This window comes from Polaromonas sp. SP1 (assembly GCF_003711205.1).
Classification (GTDB): Bacteria; Pseudomonadota; Gammaproteobacteria; order Burkholderiales; family Burkholderiaceae_C; genus Polaromonas.
In genome coordinates, this window is the sequence record NZ_CP031013.1 from 2848362 (window position 1) to 2867845 (window position 19484).

The window sequence follows — 19484 nt, forward strand, 5'->3', positions numbered from 1 at the left end:
GCTTAAATTAACTTCTCGTCAGGTGTGCTGATCTTCTTCAGCGGCTCGTGGCGCGTGGCCGGCATCTTCAGCGGGATGTCGGTGTGTGCGTCGTCCCACACCGGGTCTTCGATGCTGTCGAACACTTCGCGCAGCTTCTGGCCCCAGCTGCTGTGCATCATGCGGTAGTAGGGGTTGTCGTTGTCGATGCAGACGATCTTGTCGCTCTTGTAGGTGTCGGCTTCATAGACCACCAGGTCCAGCGGGAGGCCGACGGAGAGATTCGACTTCATGGTCGAGTCCATGGAGACCAATACGCATTTGGCGGCTTCGGCCAGCGGGGTGGCGGGGGTGAGCACGCGGTCGAGTACCGGTTTGCCGTATTTGGATTCGCCGACCTGGAAGTAAGGCGTCTCGTCGGTGGCTTCGATGAAGTTGCCGGCCGAATACATCTGGAAGAGGCGCATGTTCTCGCCGCGAATCTGCCCGCCGAAGACCAGCGAGACATTGAAGTCGACATCGGCATTTTTCAGCGCTTCGGCATCGCGGTCGTACACGCGGCGGATCGCCGAGCCCAGTACGCGGGCGGCGTCGAACATGCTTTTGGCGTTCCAGATCGTGATGGGTTCGCCGCCTTCGTGGTCCTTGAGTTGCTCGACCTGCAGGATTTCGCGGATGGACTGCGAGATCGACAGATTGCCGGCGGACAGCAGCACCATGAAGCGGTCACCCGGCTTCTCGTAAACGATCATCTTGCGGAAGGTGCTGATGTGGTCCAGGCCCGCATTGGTGCGGGAGTCGGACAGAAACACCAGCCCGGCGTTGAGTTTGGCGGCGACGCAATAAGTCATGAGGTGCTCGGGAAGTGTGGGGGAGGTCGGGGAGATCGGGGAAATCGGGGGAATAGGGTTGCGCTGGTTCACGGGGCGATGGAGATTTTTTTCAGGCGGTACAGGGCGTCCAGCGCCTCGCGCGGGCTCAGGGCATCGGGGTCTATGGTACCCAATGCCTTTTCGACGGCGCTCTGGTCGGGCGCAGCGGCTTCGGGAGGTGCGGCAAACAGGTCGACCTGCGCGCGGGCTTCGGTCTGGTGGGCCTCCAGCGCATTGAGCGCGTGGCGGGCGTGGTTGACGACGGCGGCGGGCACACCGGCCAGCTTGGCCACGGCAATCCCGTAGCTCTTGCTGGCGGGGCCGGGCTCGATGTGGTGCATGAACACGATGTCGGCGCCGGACTCGACCGCGCTCACGTGCACGTTGATCGCGCCGTGGTGCTGCGCCGGGAATTCGGTGAGCTCAAAGTAATGCGTCGCAAACAGCGTGAAGGCCTGCGTCTTGTTGTGCAGGTAGGCCGCGATGCCGCCGGCCAGCGCCAGGCCGTCAAAGGTTGAGGTGCCGCGGCCGATCTCGTCCATCAGCACCAGCGAATGCGGCGTGGCGGCGTGCAGGATTTGCGCGGCCTCGGTCATCTCGAGCATGAAGGTCGACTGCGCGTTGGCCACGTCGTCGGCCGCACCGATGCGGGTGTGGATGGCATCGATGGGGCCGATGCGGCAGGCAGACGCCGGCACATAGGAGCCGACGCTGGCCAGCAAAACGATGAGTGCGACCTGGCGCATGTAAGTCGATTTACCGCCCATGTTGGGGCCGGTGATGACCTGCATGCGGTGTTTGCCGCTCATGCTGCTGTCATTGGCGATGAAGGAACCGCCGCCGGTTTCGGCCAGGCGCGCCTCCACCACCGGGTGGCGGCCTTGCGTGATGTCGATGCAGGGCTCGCGCACAAACACCGGCGCGGCCCAGTTGAGCGTCAACGAGCGCTCGGCCAGCGCGCACAGCGCGTCGAGCGAGGCCAGCGCGCGCGCCAGGCGGCTGAGCGCGGGGATGAAGTCCTGCAGTTGGTCGAGCAGCTGCTCGTACAGCCACTTCTCGCGCGCCAGGGCCCGCTCCTGCGCCGACAGCGCCTTGTCTTCAAAGGCTTTGAGTTCGGGCGTGATGTAGCGCTCGGCGTTCTTCAGCGTCTGGCGGCGGCGGTAGTCGTCGGGCACCTTGTCGAGCTGGCCCTGCGTGACTTCAATATAGAAGCCGTGCACTTTGTTGAACTGCACGCGCAGGTTGGCGATGCCGGTGCGGGCTTTTTCGCGGCCTTCCAGGTCGAGCAGGAAATCGTCGCAATTGGTCTGGATGGCACGCAGCTCGTCCAGGTCGGCGTCGCAGCCGTGGTTGATGACGCCGCCGTCGCGGATCAGGGCTGCAGGCTCGTCCAGCACATAGCGGCCCAGCAGCGCGCTGCAGCCTTCGGGCGGCTGCAGGTCTTCAAAAATTTTAGTCAAAAGTGCCGGAAGCCCAGTATCTGCCTGGACTGTATGCTCCGTTTTTTGTAGCGTGTCTTTCAGCGCGACCAGCTCGCGCGGGCGCACCTGGCGCAGCGCGATGCGGGCGGTGATGCGTTCGACGTCGCTGCAGCCCTTGAGTTTGGCGCGCAGGGTTTGCTGCGAGCCGCCGCGCAAATGCGTGATGGCTTCGAGGCGCGCGGCGGCCTGCGCGCGGTCGCGGCGCGGGGTGAGCAGCCAGCTTTTGAGCGCCCGGCTGCCCATGCCGGTGGTGCAGGTGTCCAGCAGCGAGAACAGCGTGGGCGAATCCTCGCCGCGCAAGGTCTGCGTTAGCTCAAGGTTGCGGCGCGTGGTTTGCGGCAGCTCGATCAGCTCACCCGAACGCACCACCTGCAGGCCCTGCACATGCGAGAGTGCGCGGCCCTGCGTGTGCTCGGCATAACCCAGCAGGGCGGATGCGGCGGCGTGGGCGTCGTTCAGCGCTTCGGCGTTCCACGACGCGAGCGAAGCGACCTTGAGCTGGTCCAGCAGGCGGCGCGCGCCAAGCGCGGCATCAAACTGCCAGGCCGGGCGCGCGGTCGAGGCGCAGCGCTGGCTTTTCAGGCGCTGCTCAAAGGCCGGCGTGACATCGATGTTGTAGAGCAGTTCGCTGGGCGCCACGCGCGCCAGCCAGGCTTCGAGCTCGTCATTGGCGCAATGGGCGAGGTGGATTTCGCCCTGCGTCACGCTGAGCCAGGCCAGGCCGCAGGTGTTGCGCGGGCCCTGGTGCACGGCCAGCAAAATCGATTCGTTCTTGTCGTTCAGCAGTTCGGCGTCGGTCAGCGTGCCGGGTGTGACGACGCGCACGACTTTGCGTTCGACCGGGCCCTTGCTGGTGGCCACATCGCCGACCTGCTCGCATATCGCCACCGATTCACCGAGCTTGATGAGTTTGGCGAGGTAGCCCTCCAGCGCATGAAAGGGCACGCCGGCCATCACCACCGGCTCGCCGGCCGACTGGCCGCGCCGCGTCAGCGTGATGTCGAGCAGGCGCGCGGCCTTTTCGGCGTCGGCAAAAAAGACTTCGTAAAAGTCCCCCATGCGGTAGAAGACCAGCGTGTCGGGGTACTCCGCCTTGATGCCCAGGTACTGCTGCATCATCGGCGTGTGGGCCCCCAGCGGCGGCGTGCCGGCGCCGGCGGGCGTGGTGAAGTCATTCGGCTTGGCCGCCATTGATTCCTCTTGCGTTGCGTGTGCTGGGCGATGCGCCCTGGCCGCGGCCTGGGCCGGCGCGCGGTCAAAGACCTGCATTATCCAATGCCCCGGCCGGCAAGCCGTTCCAGGAGCGCTTTGAGTTGCGCTTTCAGGGGCGCTTCAATACAGCACGTCGATGGCGATGTTGTCGCCGTAGGTACCAGGCGTCACGTACTGCCCGGCCGGAATGTTGCCGTAGACCGGGAATACCGTGACCAGGTTGCCGAGCAGGCCGGCTTGCCCGCCGGTGGGCGCGCAGGTGGGGCTCACGCCGTTGCCCCAGACCTGGTTGAAGCCGGCGTCGCAGAAGACGTTGTAGTTCAGGAAGGCGCTGCCGTTGTTCATGCGGCGCTGCGTGCCCTGCGCCTGGGGGCTCATGCCCAGCTTGACGGTGTAGGACACATCCTGCCCCAAAATGCCCAGCACGACGCAGGTGACGGTGACAGAGCCGTTGGCGGGGGCACCGATGCTCGTGCTGTAGGTTCCGAACAGCGGGGCGACGCCCACAACGGTGCAGAGCTGGGCGCTGGCGGGCGGGCTCAAGAGCGTGAGCCACAGGCCCAACGCCGCCAACAGGCCGCGCCACGCGGGGGAAAAGAAGCGTACGGGAGTGTGTGTCATGGGATGTCCTCGCATTGCCGTGCCTGAACCGTCATGTCGGCGTCGCCGCCGCCGGGGTTGGGCATGTCGTATTCGCAGCGCTTGCCGGCATGGGTAATGCTGAAGCTGCGGGCCGGCAGCAGCTCGGCCAGCCACATCCTTCCTTGCCGGTCGATCACGGTTTCGGTGGGCCCGCCTTCGGCAGCGGCGCGCACCACGGTGCCCGGGGGAAAGTGCCTGCCGTCCGGCGCCAGCGGCGTGACCATGCTGTGCGCCGGCCAGACCTGGGCGTTGATGCGAAAGGACACCAGCACGCCGCCGCCCCGGGGCGGCACCACCCGCTGCTCCACCTCGCCGGCCAGCCAGTGGATGGGCCAGCCGGACGGGTCCAGACTCAAGCGGTTGGACTCCAGCGCCCGCAGGTCGGGCACCAGCAGCATGCCGCGCTCGTCGGTCCGGCCGACGGGCCGGTTCTCGAAGAACACGTCCACGCCCTGCTCACCGGTAGAGACCATGGCGAAGGCGCCGCGTATCGGCCGGGTCAGGTAGTCCGAACCGCCGGTCCAGAGCACGCCGCTGCGCACGGTGAACTGGCCGCTGTTGTCGTTCGGACTGGCCCGGCCGCTGAAGCTCAGGTCGGCCTTGTCGATGCTGCGGGTCCAGAAACCGTCTATCGCCGACAGGCCGGGCCGGGAGTCGCGCGTGGCGCCCAGGCTCCAGCTGCCGTCCTCGGGCGTCAGGCCGCTGTCGTTGTATTGCGCGCGGTTCAGCTGTGCGCCTTCGGTGCTGTTGTGGCTGGCGTAGACGGCGCGGTTGCGGTTGTTGCGGTCCGGCGCCAGCGGCATGAAGAAAGACAGCATCAGGTTGTTCTGGCTGACGCCGGCAAAGCGTGTGCGCGTCAGGCTCAGTGCCACGGTGGCCCCGCTTTGCGCAACACTGGTGGACGCCGAGAGCGTGGCGAGTTCTTCGCGCGCGGCGAGTTCGCGCTCGGTCTGCACGACCGTGAGGCCAAGGTTCCAGCCGGTGATGCCGTTCCACTGGGCCCGCACCAGCCGCTGCATGCGCAGGGCCGCGCGTGTGCCCAGGCCGGGCAGCGGCCGGGGCGCGCGGGTCCAGTCGGCCACCAGGCGCCACCAGCGGCTGCCGCCGTCGAGGCGGGCCTGCAGGCCGTAGCCCTGCTGCTGCGTGTTGCGGGCGCCGACAAGGCCGAGGTGGCCGCTCCACAAATCGCCCAGGCGCTGGTCGTAGCCGGCGGACAGCGTTGAGGCGGCCCGGCTCACGAGGCCTTGCGCGCTGAGGGTGACATCGTGGGTGATTCCGCGCGCGTAGCTGCCCGACACAAAGCCCGGGCCGTAGTGGGCATTGGCGTTGAAGAAGTCTTCACGCTGCAGGCCGGCGTCGATCCGCCATGCCGAAATGCCGGGCGGCAGCAGCGACACCGGCAGGTAGATCTCGCGCTGCACCGTCACCGGGTTGCCCTGCGCGTCCAGTGTCCTCACGCTGTAGCTGTTAAAGCCCTGCTGGGCCGGCAGGTTGCGCAGGTCGTAGACGCCGCTTTGCAGGTTCTGCTGGAACTGCAGGTTGTCGTTGACGAACACTTCCAGCGGCCCGGCCAGCGCATTGCCGTTGCGCAGCGTGGGCAGCACCGGCGCGAAGTCGCCGGGGCGCAGGTTGCGGTCGGTGCCCCAGGAAACGCCGGCGAACTGCAGCGACTCGCCCAGCGCCGTCGGGTTGCTGACCGAATCGCCCAGGCGCAGGAAGGTGCCGCTGTCCAGCCATTCGCGCAGCGCATAGGTTTCATAGCGGGCCACGCGGCCGTAGTTGTTCCACGCCAGGCTGTTGCTGAGGTACCAGCCCCGCGTGTAGGCATAAAAGTCGGCGTAGGCGCTGGGGTTGAGCCGCCGCTGCGGGTTGTTGTCGGTGTAGTTCAGGGCCAGCTGATAGTTGACGCCGGCGCTTTCCAGGGCGGGGTTCTGCGGCGGGGGCGGTTTGCGGGCGTCGATCACGCCGGTCGCCTCGCCGATGTCGACGATGGTCAGTATGTCGGTGTCGCGGTCGTGGCGCAGCACCGGGTCGTTGGCTGGGAAGCTGCGATAGGTGTTGCCTTCGAACGTGCAGTGTGTGTCGGCGCCCGTGCCTTGACCTCCGCCTGCGCCTGGGACCGGCACCGGTACGAACCAGCCGCCACGCTCGCGGTCGCGAAAGACCAGCGCTGCCCGCTCGCCCTGCCCCGCTTCGCGCAGCTGCACCACCATGCGGGAGCCTGGCGCCAGGTCCACGCAGTGGCCGCCTGCCCACGCTGCGGCGGGCAGCAGCAACCCGGCCATGGCGGCCCACGCAGGCGCACCCGCGTTGCGGCGGTTTGTTAGAGGCCCTGGAAGTACATCCATCCGGTGGCGGGGCGCAGCAAGGGCGCCGTTACGGTGTTGCCAGTGGAATCAGGCCGCGGTCGGTTTGCGCGGCGGTTGCGCACAGGGGGCTGTCGGCCCTGAGCACGAACTTTTGCCCCGGCGCCAGGCGCGACGCCACTTTCTGCGGGCCTGAGGGGCAGCCCTTGCCCTCCAGGTGCGCCACGCTCAATGTCACATTGCCGGTGTTGTGGAGTTCTGCCCCCGCGCCGCCGCTGGTGCCTGCCAGCGACAGGCCGGGGCGGGACTGGTGCGGCGCGACAAAGATGGGAATGCCGAGGTTGAAGACCATGTTCACCTGCCCCGCGGTGCTGGTCTCAGGCAACTGGCGCACAAACAGCCGGTAAAACCGCTCCGTGTTTTCGCGCGGCCCCGAATAGCGAAAACGCACCATGCGGTCTTTGCCGGCCTGCAGGCGAAACGCGGGCGGCGACACTACAAAGTCGGAAGTCGGTTCGTACTGCTCCTGGCCGGCCACCCAGCGCACGAGCAGGATTTCAGCCTGGACGCCGGTGGCCTCCTCGCCGCGGTTGCTGACATTGACGCCGGCATATTCGGAGGCGATTTCGAGCTTGACGGAGACCGGGCTTACGGCCATGGGAATGCCGGCGGCCAGGCAGGCTGCGCCGGGCGGCAGCAGGCAGCCGAGCGCCAGCAGCCATTGCAAATGGCGTGTCATGAGCGGGCCGCCGCTCAGTAGACGACGTTGATCTGGACGGTGTCCAGGTAGGTGCCGATGGCGCCGGTCTGGCCGGCCGGCATCTGGCCGTACACCGTAAAGAGCTTGACCAGCGTGCCGGTGCCGGCGCTGGACGGCTGGGTGTCCACGCCGGCGGCATTGCCCCAGTTCTGGGTACGGCCGGTGTCGCGGTAAAGGCCGTAATTGAGCGTGTTGGTCAGGAAGGTGACCTTGCGCGTGGAAGTGGTGCTGCCGGCTCCCAGTCCCTCGTTCAGTCCGACGGTGTAGTTCAGCACGTCGGGTGTGCAGGTGACGGTGATGGTGGCGGTGCTGTCCAGGATGGCCAGCGCGTAGTTGGTAAAGACCAGTGGGGTGGCCACCACGGCGCATGTGGAGACCACAATGGCGCTGACGGCAAGCAAACCGGTGGCGTTTGCCGCGTGGCTGGAAGGAGCGGCCGCCAGGCCCGCGAGGGCGAGGGTGACAGCGGCCAGTTTTTTGGATGGAACGAATCGCATGGAGCCTCCGAAAGTCAAGGGTTGAACCGTTTCGGGGAGATGCGCCCATGCCTTGCGGATTCGCCTTCTCGTCTGTCAAAAGGAAAAGGCGGGCCAGACCTGATACCAATGCTCCCCTGCACTTACACCACAGTTTTTTTGCTGCACTGGCTACAGCAAAGTGACTGACTTGTTTTTTTCTGCCAACTGCTTTTCACGCAGTGAAACCATTTAAACGGCATGTTTTGAATTAATCAACACAAAATCCGGTCACGGTCATTTTTTCGCAACTGCCGAGACTACAAATGAGAACTTTCTGCCCAAGGAAATTTGCAAAATGTGGTCTTTTGACTTGCATGCAGGCTGCCGAAAAAAGAAAAGCCCGCATGCGCGGGCTTTGTCTTCGAGGCTATGGCTTGCCGGGTCAGAACGGGGCGTCCGGCGCCTTGGCGGCTGCGTTGTCGCCGGCCTTGATGCGCTTGGCCTTGAGCGTGGGCTTTTCGGGGGCGGCAGGGGCGGCAGCAGGCTCGGCGCCGTCTTGCGCTTCAGTCGGCTCGGCGGGCGTGTCCTTGAGGGCCTGGCGCACCACGGCCTTGTCGCCGGCGCCGGCGAATTTGCTGTACTTGCCCAGGGTGGCCACCATCTGGCCGTAAATGCGCGGGTTGCCGGCCACACATTCGCCGTGGTCCATGAAGTCGGCTTCACCGGTGAAGTTGCCGATCAGGCCGCCGGCTTCCGTCACCAGCAGTGAGCCGGCCGCCACGTCCCAGGGTTTGAGGTTGGCTTCAAAAAAGCCGTCGCTGAAGCCTGCGGCCACATAGGCCAGGTCGAGTGCGGCCGCGCCCGGGCGGCGCACGCCGGCGCACTGGCTCATCACTTCGCCCAGCATGTTGAGGTAGGTCTTGAGTTTGTCGCCGGGGCGGTAGGGAAAGCCGGTGGAGATCAGGCATTCCTGCAGGCGGGTGCGCTTTGCCACGCGGATGCGGCGGTCGTTCAGGTAGGCGCCGCGGCCCTTGGTGGCGCAGAAGATGTCGTTGCGGGTGGGGTCGTAGACCACGGCCTGCTCGACCTTGCCTTTGACGGCCAGCGCGATGCTGACGCAATAGACCGGGAAGCCGTGAATGAAGTTGGTGGTGCCGTCCAGTGGGTCTATGATCCAGACGAAGTCGGAGTCTTTGGCGCCATGCTCGCTGCCCGATTCTTCGGCCAGGATGCCGTGCCCGGGGTAGGCGGTCAACAGGGTTTCGATGATCGCGGCTTCGGCGGCCTGGTCGATCTCGGTGACGAAGTCGTTGGTCTGCTTGACGGAGACGCGGACCGCTTCGACGTCAAGCGCCGCGCGGTTGATGATGGCGCCGGCAGCGCGCGCAGCCTTGATGGCCACGTTGAGCATGGGATGGAGATTGCTGGACATGATTTGTAGGGAAGAACGGGATAAACCGGCGCTGACGATGCGGGCGGCGGGCAATGGGGGGTATTTTCCCATAAATGGAATTTCCCCCGGTTTTTTGCCCGCCAGGCAGCCTCTTCAAGCGCTTCTAGGACAATCCAGCCCATGCGAACCCGATTTGTCCTGATCAACACCAGCCACGCCGGCAATGTGGGCGCCACCGCCCGCGCCATGAAAACCATGGGTTTTGACGACCTGGTCCTGGTGGCGCCGCGCTGGGCCAATGTGCTGAACCGCGAAGAAACCATCCAGCGGGCCAGCGGCGCCCTCGACGTGCTCAAAAACGCCCGCATCGTCGAAACGCTGGACGAGGCGCTGGACGGCATGGCCCACCTCTGCGCCACCGCCATGACGCCGCGCGACTTCGGCCCGCCCACGCGGGCGCCGCGCGAGCACTTTGCCGATTTGCTATCAAAAAAGGAGCTAAAAGCCAAGGCGCCGTATGGGCTGGAGCCCGATTCGGTTGCTTTTTTGTTCGGCTCCGAGCGCTTCGGCATGCAAAACGAAGACGTCTACCGCTGCCATGTGGCGCTGAGCATCCCGACCGACCCGAAGTTCGGCTCGCTCAACCTGGGCGCCGCCGTGCAGCTGATTGCCTATGACTGGCGCCAGGCGCTGGGCGGCTTCAGCGTGCAGCCGGCCATGGCCGAGCCGACGCAGGCCGACGCCGCGGCGGTGGCCGGCATGCTCAAACACTGGGAAGAGGCTTTGACCGGCATCGGCTTCCTGGACCCGGCCTCGCCTAAAAAGCTGATGCCGCGGCTCAATCAGCTCTTCAACCGCGCACAGCTCAGCCCCGAGGAAATCCACATCCTGCGTGGCGTGGCCAAGGCGATGCTGCAAAACGCGGCCATCACCACCCCAACGCCGCCTAAAGACAGCAGGCCAGCAGGGTCGGCGGACGGCCACTAAACTCCCCCCATGTTTTCCCGACTCCGCTCCGACATCCAGTGCATCCTCGACCGCGACCCCGCCGCCCGTACGGCCTGGGAAGCGCTGACCTGCTACCCGGGCCTGCATGCCCTGGTGCTGCACCGCCGGGCGCACTGGTGCTGGAACCACGGCTTCAAGTGGCTGGGCCGGTTTATCTCGCATGTTTCGCGCTGGATGACGGGCATTGAAATCCACCCCGGCGCCAAAATCGGCGAACGCGTGTTTTTTGACCACGCCATGGGCGTTGTCGTCGGCGAAACCGCCGAAATCGGCGACGGCTGCACGATTTACCAGGGCGTGACGCTGGGCGGCACCTCGCTCTACAAAGGTGAAAAACGCCATCCCACGCTGGGCAAGGACGTGGTGGTGAGCGCGGGCGCCAAGGTGCTGGGCGGTTTCCTGGTCGGCGACGGCGCCAAGATCGGCAGCAACGCGGTGGTGATCAAGCCGGTGCCGGCAGGCGCCACGGCGGTCGGCATCCCGGCGCGCATCATCCCGTCCAAAGTGGGTGAAAGCGCCGACGTCACGACCTCGCCCAAGTTCTCCGCCTACGGCATCACCCTGGACGACGACCCGATCGGGCAGGCCATGAAGGGGCTGATCGACAACGCGTCGTCCCAGGAGCACCAGATCGCGCTGCTGTGGCAGGCAATTGAAAAGCTCTCGAGCCCGCAAACGGCCATGAGCAAGGATTGCGTGCCCAAGGATGCGGCGCTGACCGAGACGTTTGAGGCCGACAAGCTGAACCAGCTGGTCGGCAAATAAGGCGCGGTGTCAGGCCGCGTTTTCAGCCAGTTTTGAGGGCCTGCTCAAGGAAAGCGGCAGCCTGCAGGCAGGTGCGGTCCGCATGCGGCGCGCCGATGATCTGCAGGCCCATGGGAAAGCCGTTCACGCCCCTGGCGCCCGCCACATTCACACAAGGCACACCCAGCAGCGTCCAGACGCGGTTAAAGATCGCCGTGCCGGTGCTGCCGTAGCCCGCAGGGGCTTCGTCCGGCGCGCTGGGTGTCATCAACACATCAAACTGGCCGAACCATTCGGCGCAGGCCTTGCGGCTCTGCGCGGCGGTGCGTTGCGCGGCTTCGTAGGCGGCGGGCGTGACCTTGCTGCCCGCCAGCAGGTAGTTGCGCAGGATGTCCGAGAGCGCTTCGGGGTGCTCATCCACTTCACGGGAAAGGCTGCGCCAGGCTTCGTAGCCCTGGATGACGTCCTGCGCATCGAAGGCTTGCTTGATCCAGCCGGGCAGGGTGATGGCTTTGATTTCGGCGCCTGCGGCTTTCAGCGCCTGGCTGCCGGTTTCCATGGCTTGCCGCGCGCTGGGGGACAGCTCGGCCCACGGATAGGCGTCCGGTACGCCGACCACCCAAGCCTTTGACGGAGCGGCGTCATCCATCGCCAGAGCCTGGCCGCTGAGCGCTTGGGCAAACCAGGCCGCCTCAGGCACGCTGGCGGCGAAAAGGCCTACCGTGTCGAGCGACCAGGAAAAACATTTGAGCCCCGGCGTGGGCAGCAGACCGAAGCTGGGTTTGAAGCCGGTGACGCCGCAGTAAGACGCCGGGCGGATCACCGAACCGCCGGTTTGTGTGCCGATGGCAAACGGCACCAGGCCTGCCGCCACGGCCGCTGCCGAGCCGGCTGACGAGCCACCTGGTGTGCGGCCTGCGGCATTCGGGTTCAGCGTGGCGGTCGGGTTCAGAAACGCAAATTCGGTGGTGCTGGATTTGGCGATCACCAACCCGCCAGCGCGGCGGATGACGCTGACGATGGCGGCGTCAAAACGCGCCGGCTGGGCGGGGTAGAGCTTTGAGCCATAGCGCGTGGGGAGGTCGCACGTGTCAAAGATGTCTTTGACGGCGACCGGCAGGCCTTGCAGCGGGCCTTTGAGCGTTGGGAGTTGGGCGAGTGCCGTGGGCAGGTCAAGGCGGGCGGTGAAGGCGCCCAGCGTGGCGTCTACTGCGTCGATGCGCGCATACGTTTCTGTGAGCAGGGTGGCGGCATCCAGCGTGCCGGCGGCCAACTGCGCGGCCGTTGCCATTGCGGACGGCGCGCGGTCGGTCATACGGCGGGTGTGCCCGGCGTACGAATGGCTGATTTGGGCCGGAATGCCTTGCACACCGCCGGGTCGGCTTCCAGGTAGGGGCCGCCAATCAGGTCGATGCAATAGGGCACAGCGGCAAAGATGCCGGGCACGACGGATTCACCGGATTCGTTTTTGAGGCCTTCCAGCGTTTCCTGGATGGACTTGGGCTGGCCGGGCAGATTGAGGATCAGGCTTTTGTCGCGAATGACAGCGCACTGGCGCGACAGGATGGCCGTGGGCACAAATTTCAGGCTGATCTGCCGCATCTGCTCGCCAAAGCCGGGCATTTCTTTGTGGGCCACGGCCAGCGTGGCTTCGGGCGTTACGTCGCGCAGCGCGGGGCCGGTGCCGCCGGTGGTCAGCACCAAAGAGCAGCCCGCGTCGACCAGCGCAATCAACGCGGCGCTGATGCCCGCCTGCTCGTCAGGGATCAGGCGCTCTTCAAAGGTGATGGGGTTGCGCAGCGCGCGTGTGAGCCACTCCTTGAGGGCGGGCAGGCCTTTGTCGACGTAAACACCGGCCGAGGCGCGGTCGCTGACGGAGACGATGCCGATCTTGACGGCGTCAAAGGCTTCTACGGCTTCGCTCATGCCTCAGGTTCCTCGGGCTCGTCAGCCTCTGCGGGGCCCTTCGCAAGGGCCTGCCGCACCAGCTGGAAGATTTCGCGGTAAGACTTGCCGTGGCGCGCGGCTTCACCCGGTTTTTCGGGCTTGGCGTCTTTGCGGGCCTGGCGGATCAGCGCGCGCAGCTGCTGCGAATCGGTATCGGGGTGTTCTTCGAGCCAGGTGCCGAGCGCGGCATCGTCGGCGATCAGCTTGTCGCGCCATTGCTCGGCCAGGTGCAGCGCCAGCGTCAGGTCGGCCGAGCCGTTGAGCTGTTCGTTGATCGCTTCGCGGATGGGTTCCGGGTCCAGCGGGCGCATCAGCTTGCCGATGAACTGCATCTGGCGGCGTTTGCCCTCGAAATTGGTGATCTTTTTGGCGTCGGCGATCGCGTCGCGCAGCTTGTCGGGTAAATCCAGGCGCGCCATCAGGTCGGCGCGCAGCGTCAGCAGCGCTTCACCGAGGGCCTGCTTCTCGTCGGCCTCGGCCTTGAGCTGGGTCTTGCTGGGCGGGCCGACTTCTTCAAGTGCGATTTCTTCGGGTTTGACGAAGCGCCCGTTGGACCAGTAGCCCTTGATGGCTTTGGGAATCGCCTTGGTAGTCTTGGTATTCATAGCAGTCAGTATCATAGCTACCCATATGACCCAAAAAGCTTCCTCACGCGCCGGCGGCGCAACCCGCAGCGCTTCCCGTCCCGAATCGGGCTTCAGCTACCACCGCGATTTTTTCGAGGAACTTGTCGACACCGCACTCTCGCATGCCAAAAAACTGGGCGCGACGGACGCCGCCGCCGAGGCTTCCGAAGGCTGCGGCCTGTCGGTCAGCGTGCGCAAGGGCGAACTGGAAAACGTGGAGCGCAACCGCGACAAGTCGCTGGGCATCACGGTTTACATCGGCAAAAAGCGCGGCAATGCCGCCACCAGCGATTTCTCCAAAGCCGCCATCGAGCAGACCGTGAAAGCGGCCTACGACATCGCGCGCTTCACGGCCGAAGACGAAACCTCGGGCCTGCCCGACGACCGCGACATCGCGCGCCAGCACCCGGCGCTGGATCTCTTTCACCCCTGGTCCATCGACTCCGAACAAGCCGCGCAGCTGGCCTTGCGCTGCGAGGCCGCCGCCCTGGGCACCTCCCGCCTCATCACCAACAGCGAAGGCGCCGGCGTGTCGGCCCAGCAAAGCCATTTTTTCAGCGCCCACACCAAGGGCTTTCGCGGCGGTTACGCCAGCTCGCGCCACAGCATTTCGGTCGCCCCGATTGCCGGCAAGGGCGACCAGATGCAGCGTGATGCCTGGTACAGCTCCATGCGCGACGCCGGCGAGCTGGCCGGCGCCGAGGCCGTGGGCCGCTACGCCGCCGAACGCGCGCTGGCCCGGCTCAAGAGCCGCAAGATCCCGACCACGCAATGCCCGGTGCTGTTCGAGTCGCCGCTGGCCGCAGGCCTTCTGGGCGGCTTTGTGCAGGCCGTGAGCGGCGGCGCGCTGTACCGCAAAAGCACCTTCCTGGCCGACAGCCTGGGCAAAGCGGCTTTCCCCAAACACATCGACATCGCCGAAGACCCGCATGTGCGCAAAGGCAAGGGCAGTGCGCCCTTTGACGAAGAGGGCGTGAAGACCAAGGCGCGCCAGGTGGTGGAGGGCGGACGCGTTGAGGGTTACTTCCTCAGCACCTATTCGGCCCGCAAGCTGGGCATGCGCACCACGGGCAACGCCGGCGGCTCGCACAACCTCACCCTGACCAGCCGCCACACCCGCGCGGGTGACGACCTGGACGCCATGCTGCGCAAACTGGGCCGCGGCCTTTTTGTGACCGAGCTGATGGGCCAGGGCGTGAACTACGTGACGGGCGACTATTCGCGCGGCGCTTCGGGCTTCTGGGTTGAAAACGGCCGCATCGCCTTCCCGGTGGAAGAAATCACCATCGCCGGCAACCTGCGCGACATGCTCATGGGTATTGAGGCCGTGGGCGCGGACGCCTACAACTACGGCGCCAAAACCGTGGGCTCCATCCTCGTCAACCGCATGAAGGTGGCGGGAAGCTAAGCGCTTTCCGGTCTGCTTCTCTTTTCCTGATGGCCCTGCCTGCCGAGACGCTGGCGCTGGTTGCGGCTGCTACCTGGGCCTGCTCCAGCCTGCTGTCGGCCACCGCGGTTGCCCGCATGGGGCCTTTTTCCTTCAGCCGCTGGCGCATGGCCTTTGCCTGTGTGCTGCTGTGGGGCATGGCGCTGGCCACCGGCAGCTGGCGCAGCCTGCAGCTGGACGGCGCCGGGGTGCTGGCCCTGTCGGGCCTCATCGGGATTTTTGTGGGTGACACGGCGTTGTTTGCCTGCATGAACCGCCTGGGACCGCGGCGCTCAGGCATCCTGTTTGCCACCCACGCGCTGTTCTCCGCTGTGCTCGCGTGGCTGTTTCTGGGTGAAACGCTGTCGGGCTGGGGCTTGCTGGGCAGCGCCCTGCTGGTGGGTGGAGTGATGACGGCAATTGCTTTTGGCCGGCGTGACACTGAATCGCACCAATGGGAGGCCACAAAAGGCCGGCTGGCCATCGGCGTCGGCCTGGGTTTGCTGTCTGCGCTGGGGCAATCCGTCGCCACCTTGATGCTCAAGCCGCTCATGCAGACCGGGCTGGACCCGGTGGCCGCCTCAGCCGTGCGCATGAGCAGCAGCATGGCTGCGCACCTCTTGCTGCTGCTGACAGGCTGGCGTCTGGTGCAGGCCACGCAGTCGCCGCGCTGGGTAGACCTGGGCTACACCTTTGCCAGCGCTGCGTTAGGCATGACGCTGGGCATGACCCTGATCCTCAAGGCGCTGCAGCACGGCAGCGCTGGCATGGTGGGCATGCTGTCGTCGGTCACGCCGGTGATGTTGCTGCCGCTCTTGTGGTGGGTGTACCGCCGCCGGCCCGCGGTGGGCGGGTGGATCGGGGCGGTGTTGACGGTGACGGGCTGCGCGCTGATTTTGCTGCGGCACTAAGACGTTTTTAGCCGGCCAGCGCGGCCTTCACGGCTGCCGACACCTGGCCCATATCGGCCTTGCCGGCGAGCTTGGCCTTGACTGCGCCCATCACCTTGCCCATGTCGCCCGGGCCGCTGGCGCCCAGTTCGGCCACGATGGCTTTGACGGCGGTGGCGACTTCGTCGGCGCTCAGGCGCGCGGGCAGGTAGGCCTGCAGCACGACGAGTTCGGCCGCTTCCTTGTCGGCCAGGTCTTTTCGCTCGGCTTTGATGAAGGCTTCGAGCGAGTCCTTGCGCTGCTTGATGAGTTTGTCGACGATGGCGATCACGGCCGCGTCGTCCAGCACCACACGCTCATCGACCTCTTTTTGCTTGAGGGCGGCCAGCAGCAGGCGGATGGTGCCCAGGCGCTCGCTGTCCTTGGCGCGCATGGCGGTCTTCATGTCTTCGGTGATCTGGTCTTTGAGTGCGGACATTGGTGATGCTCCTGAAGGGCGAATCGGGTGGGGCGGAATCGGCTGGGCTGGGGAGGGGCCAAAAACACAAAAGCCCGCAGAGCGTCCTCGTGCGGGCTTTTTTTGCCGTGAGGCGGTACTAAAGGATTAGTACAGCTTTTTCGGCAGTTGCATCGAGCGGATACGCTTGTAGTTGCGCTTGACGGCGGCTGCCTTCTTGCGCTTGCGTTCAGCCGTTGGCTTTTCGTAAAACTCGCGGGCGCGCAGGTCGGTCAGCAGGCCGAGTTTTTCAATGGTGCGCTTGAAACGGCGCAGAGCCACGTCGAAGGGCTCATTGTCTTTTACACGGATGGTGGTCATTGTTCAGTTGATCCAAAAGGTGCGCCTTAATTGATCTGATCAGGATCAGGCCAGGCGCGGGTTTGCTAGCAAAGCCTGAGATTATAGCACCCCCACGGTCGTTCACTTCGTGTAACTCCCTGCCCCCGAGGGGGCCGCCCGCCTGTGGCCCGGCGAAACCGAAAATTTAGCACACCCCTATCGGGCTCACTGCGTGTAGCCCTTTTCCCCTTTCAGGGGACGGTACCTGCGGCCCGGCAAAGCCGGTTCCGCGGTGCCCCGCTCGATTGAAGGGCTCTTTGGGCGGGACCAGTAACGGTATTTCACCAGTGGGGGCCGCGGGTCCGGCTTCGCCGGCCCCAGGCGCCGCCCCCTTGAGGGGGAACAGGCTACACGAAGTGAGCCTGGACGGGGGTGCTTTTAGCTTTCAATGCCTGGGCGCAGGCGTGCGCTGAAGCCCAGGCCCATTGGAAGTTGTAACCGCCCAGCCAGCCGGTGACATCGACGACTTCGCCTATGAAATAGAGGCCTGGCTGTCTGGATTCGAGGGTTTGGGAGGACAGGTCGCGGGTGTCTACGCCGCCGGTGGTGACTTCGGCTTTTTTGTAGCCTTCGGAGCCGTTGGGGGTGAGTTCCCAGCCGGCCAGGCGCTGGGCGAGGCCTAGCAGCGCCTTGTCGGTCGCCTCGCTGATGGGTTTTTGCAGCGCCGGGTCGGTGCTGACCCAGGCGTCGGCCAGGCGGCTGGGCACCAGGGTGGCGAGTTCGTTGGCGATCAGTTTTTTGGAGGTGGCCTTGGCGCGCAGCAGCAGGGCGGGCAAATCCACGCCGGGGGCCAGGTTGATGCGGATGGGCTGGCCTTCTCGCCAGAAGCTGGAGATTTGCAGCACCGCGGGGCCGCTGAGGCCGCGGTGGGTGAAGAGCAGGTCTTCGGAGAACACCACGGCTTTTTTGCGTTGTTTGGGCGTGGCGTCAACCGGGCTGGTTTCGATCAGCACCGGCAGCGCCAGGCCCGCCAACTGGGCATAGGGCGCCCAGGCTTCGCCGTCGAAGGTCAGCGGCACCAGCGCGGCGCGGGGCTCGACCAGGCGCAGGCCGAATTGTTTGGCGATGCGGTAGCCGAAATCGGTGGCGCCTATCTTGGGGATGGACAGGCCGCCGGTGGCGATCACCACCTGCGGCGCTTCGATGGAGCCGCGGTCGCTCTCAATTTGATAGCTGCCTGCCAAGGCCACGTCTGGGCTGGAGGCATATTTGATGCTTTTGATGGCGCAGGGCTGCCAACGCGTGACCTGGCCGGCGCCGCATTCGGCCAGCAGCATGTTGATGATGTCTTCGGCCGATCGGTCGCAAAACAGCTGGCCTTTGTGCTTCTCGTGGAACGGGATGTTGTGGCGCTGCAGCAGTTCGATGAAATCCTGCGGGGTGTAGCGCGACAGGGCCGAGCGGCAGAAGTGCGGGTTTTCGCCCAAAAATTGCGCAGGCGTGGCGTCGCGGTTGGTGAAGTTGCAGCGCCCGCCGCCCGAGATGCGGATTTTCTCGGCGACTTTTTCGCTGTGGTCGACCAGCAGCACCTTCAGGCCCAGTTGGCCGGCCTGCGCGGCGCAGAACAGCCCGGCGGCGCCCGCGCCGATGACCACGACATCGAATGAGTGGACGAGCACGCTCAGAGCACCGCTCGCCGTTCCGCGAGTTTCAGCCAGCATGAGCCGCGGAACCGGCTTTGCCGGGCCGCAGGGCGGGCGGCCCCCCCGGGGGGCAGCGCATTACGCGAAGCGAAAAGCGTGGGGGCCAAGTCCCTAACCCTTCCAGGTAAACGGAAACTTCAGCTGCTTGAGGAAACCGTTGGGCACGTAGTCGCCCAGCACACCATAACGCTCAGGCCAGAGCTTGGTGCTCTTCACGGCGGTGCCGAAGAAGTAGTCGATAAAGGCGTAATGCGCCGAGTAGTTGCGGTCCAGCGCTTCCTGGTCCTGGCTGTGGTGCCAGTGGTGGAAGTTGGGCGTGACGATGATGTAGCGCAGCGGGCCCAGGCGCACGCTCACGTTCGAGTGGTTGAAGACCGCCTGGAAGCCGACGATCACGATGTAGGCGTCGATCACTTCCTTGGAAAAGCCCAGCACGTAGATGGGCGCCAGGATCAGCGTGCGGGTGATCAGCAGTTCCAGGATGTGCTGGCGCGAACCGGCCAGCCAGTCCATGCTTTTGGCGCTGTGGTGCACCGCGTGCAGGCGCCACAGCACCGGCACCTCGTGGTAAGCGCGGTGCGTCCAGTACTGCACCAGGTCGGCCACCAGCACGATCAGCAGCACGCCGCCCCAGAAAGGCAGGTCCTGCACCCAGCCGCGAATACCGTCGTTGGCGGCCCAGCCGAAGAACTTGTGCACCAGCAAATTGGTCGCCAGCAGCACAAAGCCCACGATCATGTGGTTGACGATGAAGTGGTGAAAGTCGGTTTGCCATTCGGCGCGAAAAACCGGCTGGTCCTTGCGCAGCGCAAACAGCTTTTCGATGAAGATGAAGATCAGCGACGAGCCCAGCAGGTCGAGGATGAACCAGTCCAGGCCGATGTAGGGCGTGTTGTCGGCGAAGTCGTTCACCGGCACCTTGTGGCCGCCCAGCAGGGCCGTGGCCACCACCAGCAAAAAGCCGGCGCTGGCCAGCCAGCGTGAGCGGTTGAAGATGATGTTGACCAGCGAGATGCCACCGGCGATCGCCAGCGCCGCCAGCATCACGATGCGGATCACCTCGACGTTGTAGCTTTTGCGCAGCTGCGGCGTGGTGAGGTATTCGGGGAAGTGAAAAGCCAGCACGCCCAGGAAGCACAGGATGCCGAGGCTGAGGGCGATCACGCCGCTCATGATGCCGCTGCCGGGGCGAAGCTCGCCGTGGCTTTCTGTCAGGTCGTTGAGTTTGTCGAGCACCGCAGTTCCCTCTGTTGTTGTAT

General features: G+C 65.4%; 18 protein-coding genes. 4 read left to right on the forward strand and 14 right to left on the reverse strand.

Annotated features, from left to right (window positions below; translation table 11 throughout):
* Positions 1-2: 2 nt before the first annotated feature.
* From DT070_RS13580 to DT070_RS13610, 7 genes are all read right to left on the reverse strand, one after another.
* Entirely contained in the window at positions 3-830 is an 828-nt protein-coding gene (locus DT070_RS13580) for a proteasome-type protease (protein ID WP_122955882.1), read from the reverse strand.
* Positions 831-898: 68 nt separating this feature from the next.
* Positions 899-3523: a DNA mismatch repair protein MutS gene (gene mutS / locus DT070_RS13585; RefSeq protein ID WP_369973872.1), complete on the reverse strand. Its 2625-nt coding sequence runs from the start codon at positions 3521-3523 to the stop codon at positions 899-901.
* 141 nt (positions 3524-3664) lie between these two features.
* Complete coding sequence (locus tag DT070_RS13590; RefSeq protein ID WP_164483760.1) at positions 3665-4165, reverse strand: spore coat U domain-containing protein; 501 nt, start codon at positions 4163-4165, stop codon at positions 3665-3667.
* Positions 4162-6534, reverse strand: a complete 2373-nt coding sequence (locus DT070_RS13595; RefSeq protein ID WP_122955884.1) for a fimbria/pilus outer membrane usher protein — start codon at positions 6532-6534, stop codon at positions 4162-4164. The genes DT070_RS13590 and DT070_RS13595 overlap by 4 nt, the downstream gene beginning before the upstream one ends.
* Before the next feature lie 28 nt (positions 6535-6562).
* Positions 6563-7231, reverse strand: coding sequence for a molecular chaperone (locus tag DT070_RS13600; RefSeq protein WP_122955885.1), 669 nt, complete (start codon positions 7229-7231; stop codon positions 6563-6565).
* Between the two features lie 14 nt (positions 7232-7245).
* A complete protein-coding gene (locus tag DT070_RS13605; RefSeq protein WP_122955886.1) occupies positions 7246-7749 on the reverse strand; it encodes a spore coat U domain-containing protein in 504 nt (167 codons plus the stop codon).
* Positions 7750-8152: 403 nt separating this feature from the next.
* Positions 8153-9142, reverse strand: a complete 990-nt coding sequence (locus DT070_RS13610) for an inositol monophosphatase family protein (RefSeq protein WP_122955887.1) — start codon at positions 9140-9142, stop codon at positions 8153-8155.
* A gap of 141 nt (positions 9143-9283) precedes the next feature.
* On the opposite strand from DT070_RS13610, the gene DT070_RS13615 reads away from it, so the two are divergent.
* Positions 9284-10090, forward strand: coding sequence for an RNA methyltransferase (locus DT070_RS13615; protein ID WP_122955888.1), 807 nt, complete (start codon positions 9284-9286; stop codon positions 10088-10090).
* Positions 10091-10099: 9 nt separating this feature from the next.
* Positions 10100-10876: a serine O-acetyltransferase gene (gene cysE, locus DT070_RS13620; protein WP_122955889.1), complete on the forward strand. Its 777-nt coding sequence runs from the start codon at positions 10100-10102 to the stop codon at positions 10874-10876.
* Between the two features lie 22 nt (positions 10877-10898).
* On the opposite strand, the gene DT070_RS13625 is transcribed toward cysE, so the two are convergent.
* Genes DT070_RS13625 through yjgA form a run of 3 tightly spaced genes read right to left on the reverse strand, consistent with a single transcriptional unit; the run spans position 10899 to position 13407 of the window.
* Positions 10899-12170: an amidase gene (locus DT070_RS13625; protein WP_122955890.1), complete on the reverse strand. Its 1272-nt coding sequence runs from the start codon at positions 12168-12170 to the stop codon at positions 10899-10901.
* A complete protein-coding gene (gene mog, locus DT070_RS13630; RefSeq protein ID WP_122955891.1) occupies positions 12167-12781 on the reverse strand; it encodes a molybdopterin adenylyltransferase in 615 nt (204 codons plus the stop codon). Before mog ends, DT070_RS13625 begins: the two co-directional genes overlap by 4 nt.
* On the reverse strand, positions 12778-13407 hold the full coding sequence (yjgA, locus tag DT070_RS13635) for a ribosome biogenesis factor YjgA (protein WP_228778496.1): 630 nt from the start codon (positions 13405-13407) through the stop codon (positions 12778-12780). Before yjgA ends, mog begins: the two co-directional genes overlap by 4 nt.
* A gap of 25 nt (positions 13408-13432) precedes the next feature.
* On the opposite strand from yjgA, the gene pmbA reads away from it, so the two are divergent.
* Together pmbA and DT070_RS13645 are read left to right on the forward strand one after the other, a co-directional pair.
* Positions 13433-14836 (forward strand): metalloprotease PmbA, encoded by a 1404-nt coding sequence (gene pmbA / locus DT070_RS13640; RefSeq protein WP_122955893.1) that lies wholly within the window; start codon positions 13433-13435, stop codon positions 14834-14836.
* Positions 14837-14865: 29 nt separating this feature from the next.
* Entirely contained in the window at positions 14866-15765 is a 900-nt protein-coding gene (locus tag DT070_RS13645; protein ID WP_122955894.1) for a DMT family transporter, read from the forward strand.
* Positions 15766-15772: 7 nt separating this feature from the next.
* On the opposite strand, the gene DT070_RS13650 is transcribed toward DT070_RS13645, so the two are convergent.
* From DT070_RS13650 to DT070_RS13665, 4 genes are all read right to left on the reverse strand, one after another.
* Complete coding sequence (locus DT070_RS13650; protein ID WP_122955895.1) at positions 15773-16222, reverse strand: GatB/YqeY domain-containing protein; 450 nt, start codon at positions 16220-16222, stop codon at positions 15773-15775.
* 126 nt (positions 16223-16348) lie between these two features.
* Positions 16349-16561 (reverse strand): 30S ribosomal protein S21, encoded by a 213-nt coding sequence (rpsU, locus tag DT070_RS13655; protein WP_007872347.1) that lies wholly within the window; start codon positions 16559-16561, stop codon positions 16349-16351.
* A gap of 368 nt (positions 16562-16929) precedes the next feature.
* Entirely contained in the window at positions 16930-18201 is a 1272-nt protein-coding gene (locus DT070_RS13660) for an NAD(P)/FAD-dependent oxidoreductase (RefSeq protein ID WP_240642551.1), read from the reverse strand.
* 135 nt (positions 18202-18336) lie between these two features.
* Positions 18337-19461, reverse strand: coding sequence for a sterol desaturase family protein (locus DT070_RS13665; protein ID WP_122955897.1), 1125 nt, complete (start codon positions 19459-19461; stop codon positions 18337-18339).
* Positions 19462-19484: the final 23 nt, after the last annotated feature.

Coding starts and splice junctions, on each gene's coding strand:
- DT070_RS13610 (WP_122955887.1), bottom strand. CDS start 9,142: ATGTCCAGCAATCTCCATCCCATGCTCAACGTGGCCATCAAGGCTGCG.
- DT070_RS13615 (WP_122955888.1), top strand. CDS start 9,284: ATGCGAACCCGATTTGTCCTGATCAACACCAGCCACGCCGGCAATGTG.
- DT070_RS13625 (WP_122955890.1), bottom strand. CDS start 12,170: ATGACCGACCGCGCGCCGTCCGCAATGGCAACGGCCGCGCAGTTGGCC.
- yjgA (WP_228778496.1), bottom strand. CDS start 13,407: ATGAATACCAAGACTACCAAGGCGATTCCCAAAGCCATCAAGGGCTAC.
- DT070_RS13645 (WP_122955894.1), top strand. CDS start 14,866: ATGGCCCTGCCTGCCGAGACGCTGGCGCTGGTTGCGGCTGCTACCTGG.
- DT070_RS13580 (WP_122955882.1), bottom strand. CDS start 830: ATGACTTATTGCGTCGCCGCCAAACTCAACGCCGGGCTGGTGTTTCTG.
- DT070_RS13605 (WP_122955886.1), bottom strand. CDS start 7,749: ATGCGATTCGTTCCATCCAAAAAACTGGCCGCTGTCACCCTCGCCCTC.
- DT070_RS13600 (WP_122955885.1), bottom strand. CDS start 7,231: ATGACACGCCATTTGCAATGGCTGCTGGCGCTCGGCTGCCTGCTGCCG.
- mutS (WP_369973872.1), bottom strand. CDS start 3,523: ATGGCGGCCAAGCCGAATGACTTCACCACGCCCGCCGGCGCCGGCACG.
- DT070_RS13590 (WP_164483760.1), bottom strand. CDS start 4,165: ATGACACACACTCCCGTACGCTTCTTTTCCCCCGCGTGGCGCGGCCTG.
- rpsU (WP_007872347.1), bottom strand. CDS start 16,561: ATGACCACCATCCGTGTAAAAGACAATGAGCCCTTCGACGTGGCTCTG.
- mog (WP_122955891.1), bottom strand. CDS start 12,781: ATGAGCGAAGCCGTAGAAGCCTTTGACGCCGTCAAGATCGGCATCGTC.
- DT070_RS13650 (WP_122955895.1), bottom strand. CDS start 16,222: ATGTCCGCACTCAAAGACCAGATCACCGAAGACATGAAGACCGCCATG.
- pmbA (WP_122955893.1), top strand. CDS start 13,433: ATGACCCAAAAAGCTTCCTCACGCGCCGGCGGCGCAACCCGCAGCGCT.
- DT070_RS13595 (WP_122955884.1), bottom strand. CDS start 6,534: ATGGATGTACTTCCAGGGCCTCTAACAAACCGCCGCAACGCGGGTGCG.
- cysE (WP_122955889.1), top strand. CDS start 10,100: ATGTTTTCCCGACTCCGCTCCGACATCCAGTGCATCCTCGACCGCGAC.